Below are 2,297 nucleotides of genomic sequence, written 5' to 3' on the forward strand. Positions count from 1 at the left end.
CCGCGGCCGATGCCACCGAGGGGCGGCTGGGCGTTGCCACCATGGGGTTGCTGGGCGCCTCGGCGGTGCTGTCGGCGATCGTGGACAACATCCCGTATGTGGCCACGATGAGCCCGATCGTCGCCGAGCTGGTCCAGGCCGGCGGCGGCGAGGGCTCCGGACAGGTGTTGTGGTGGGCGCTGGCCTTCGGGGCGGACCTGGGCGGCAACGCCACCGCGGTCGGCGCGGCGGCCAACGTCGTGGTGCTGGGCATCGCCGCCCGCAACGGCACACCGATCGGTTTTTGGCAGTTCACCCGCTACGGCCTGGTCGTCACCGCGGTGACCATCGCGTTGTGCGTGCCGTACCTGTGGCTGCGCTACCTCGCATGACCGGCACCGGCCCCCCGCCTGGAGAGGTGATGGACGACGACACGCTCACGATCGCCACAGCCATGGACCACGGCGTTCTCGTGGTCCGGCCGACGGGACGACTCGTCTGGAACACGGCCGCCATCTGGCACTCCTGGCTGGAGACGCTTCCTCAGGGCCGCCCGGACGGGCCTGTCCTGATCGACCTGGCGGAACTGGCCTTCCTCGACGCGACCGGCGTCTCCTGCCTGATCAATGCGCATCGGCACCTTACCGGGCCGGGCACGGCGGTCGCGTTCGCCCGGCCCGGTGCCCGGGTCACCCGATGGCTGCAGATCACCGGCCTGCCCACGCTCCTGCCGGTCTTCGATACCACCGAGGCGGCGCTACGGTCCCTCCTCCCGCCCATGGTGACTCCATGATGATGACCTTGCTCACCGCCTTCGCCGGCCTGCTCCTGCTGGCCGTGCTGCTGTCCAGCCTGGCCCACCGCACGATCCTGTCCACCGCGGCGTTGTTCCTGGTCGTCGGATTCGTCCTCGGCGACGGCGCGCTCGGCGTACTGTCCCTGACCCCAGGCGACGAACTGGTCGGCGGCCTGGCCGAGCTGGCCCTGTTCGCCGTCCTGTTCAGCGATGGCATGCGGGTCGGCTGGAAGGACCTGCGCACCGCCCGGAGCGATGGCCCGGCCGGTCAGGAGCTGTTTGAGGTTCGGATCATGTGGTTGAGGCGAGGAGTATCAACCACATGATCGAGCTCATGTCCGTCTGGAAACGCGGTCTCGCCCTCGCGGGCACGGCCCGCGCGCCGATCTGTTCGTCACAAGGGGCCTGATCTGCCCGTTCCGCCGGAACCCGTCCCTCACGCCCCGGATGGTGACGGCCATACCAGCCGAAGGGCGGGGACCGGCCGCCGGGCTGGTCACCTGCACAGGGCCCGGGCCTCGACCCTTCCCTCGAACTGGATGGCGTACCAGCCGGTGCCGTTGGCGGTGGGCGCGCTGGCGATGACGGCGTCCTGGGACTCGCCGTACCCGTCCTTGAACCAGCCGTGGCTGTTGTAGCCGCCGCCGACCGCCCGGGTGCCGGACGGGCAGGTCGCGGTCGAGGTCGCCTTGTACCCGCTCACCGGGCCGGAGGCCACCCTCGGTGCCTCGGCGTTGGGTACGCATACCGCGCGGGCGTACGTCCGCCCCGATGCCAGCCGGGCGGCCCAGCCCGACCCGTCGGACAGTGGCGCGTCGGTGCGTACCCCGTCGAAGGGGTCGCCGCCGCCGGACCGGCTGAAGGAATCGGCGTGGTAGCCGCCGCTGAGGACCGCCGTACCGGAGGGGCACTTCGCCACCGACTCCTGGCCCGCCTGGCTGAGCGGGCCGACCACGACCTGGGTCTGTATCGCCGCCGCCGCGGCGATCGCCGTGCGTACGGGCTGGGCCTTCGCCGCGGCGGCGGGCGCAACGGCAGCGCCGAGCAGCCCGGCCACCGCGGCGGCGGCCAGAGCAGGGCGGATGAGACGGAGGGAGGATGCGGGCATCGGTGTGCTCCTTGTGTGAATGGGGGCTCCGCGTGCCGGAGCCTTCCCTCCACAGGTATCCCGGCTTGTGCATGCCGACCAGGGAGATATCACAGATGTCACCTGATCGACTACATAGAGGAATCGGGGGCCACCGAAGCCCATCTGTGCTGGAGCCGAGGTGATCGTCCAGGCTCGATGACCAGTGCGGCGTGTCCCCTCGCAGCCACACCGCGCCGCCCCGGCATCACACGCTACGCGCGTCGCCGAACGGCGCGGGGGCCGGTCACTCGGCGGGACGGGGGCCCGCGGCGCGGCGGAGCCGGTTGGCGATCGCGAGTCCCAGCCCCTCCTCCACCGGCAAGGACGCGACGATGAGGTCACACCCCTGCCCGTCGAACTCGCGCAGGAACCCGTACAGCCGGCGCGCGTAAG

Annotated in this window: 5 protein-coding genes; 3 read left to right on the forward strand and 2 right to left on the reverse strand. The window is 71.4% G+C overall.

Features of this window, described 5'->3' with window-relative positions; genetic code table 11:
- The 3 genes from ACH34R_RS44025 to ACH34R_RS44035 all read left to right on the forward strand — a co-directional run.
- The coding region (locus ACH34R_RS44025; RefSeq protein ID WP_397567605.1) for an SLC13 family permease at positions 1–371 on the forward strand (371 nt) is incomplete at its 5' end.
- Positions 368–772 (forward strand): STAS domain-containing protein, encoded by a 405-nt coding sequence (locus ACH34R_RS44030; protein WP_397567606.1) that lies wholly within the window; start codon positions 368–370, stop codon positions 770–772. The genes ACH34R_RS44025 and ACH34R_RS44030, both read left to right, overlap by 4 nt.
- On the forward strand, positions 769–1,101 hold the full coding sequence (locus ACH34R_RS44035) for a hypothetical protein (RefSeq protein ID WP_397567607.1): 333 nt from the start codon (positions 769–771) through the stop codon (positions 1,099–1,101). Before ACH34R_RS44030 ends, ACH34R_RS44035 begins: the two co-directional genes overlap by 4 nt.
- A gap of 170 nt (positions 1,102–1,271) precedes the next feature.
- Here the strand turns inward: ACH34R_RS44035 and ACH34R_RS44040 are convergent, their stop codons facing one another.
- Together ACH34R_RS44040 and ACH34R_RS44045 are read right to left on the reverse strand one after the other, a co-directional pair.
- A complete protein-coding gene (locus ACH34R_RS44040) occupies positions 1,272–1,883 on the reverse strand; it encodes a hypothetical protein (protein WP_397567608.1) in 612 nt (203 codons plus the stop codon).
- Between the two features lie 265 nt (positions 1,884–2,148).
- Positions 2,149–2,283 carry a Sua5 family C-terminal domain-containing protein gene (locus tag ACH34R_RS44045; RefSeq protein WP_397567609.1) on the reverse strand — a complete coding sequence of 45 codons (135 nt, stop codon included), beginning with the start codon at positions 2,281–2,283 and terminating at the stop codon, positions 2,149–2,151.
- Between the last annotated feature and the right edge of the window lie 14 nt (positions 2,284–2,297).

The sequence above is a fragment of the Spongiactinospora sp. 9N601 genome (assembly GCF_044326295.1).
Taxonomy (GTDB): Bacteria; Actinomycetota; Actinomycetes; order Streptosporangiales; family Streptosporangiaceae; genus Spongiactinospora; species Spongiactinospora gelatinilytica.

Bases quoted from the DNA above. Each gene is read 5' to 3' on its own strand.
- ACH34R_RS44040 (WP_397567608.1), bottom strand. From the start codon at position 1,883: ATGCCCGCATCCTCCCTCCGTCTCATCCGCCCTGCTCTGGCCGCCGCC.
- ACH34R_RS44035 (WP_397567607.1), top strand. From the start codon at position 769: ATGATGATGACCTTGCTCACCGCCTTCGCCGGCCTGCTCCTGCTGGCC.
- ACH34R_RS44030 (WP_397567606.1), top strand. From the start codon at position 368: ATGACCGGCACCGGCCCCCCGCCTGGAGAGGTGATGGACGACGACACG.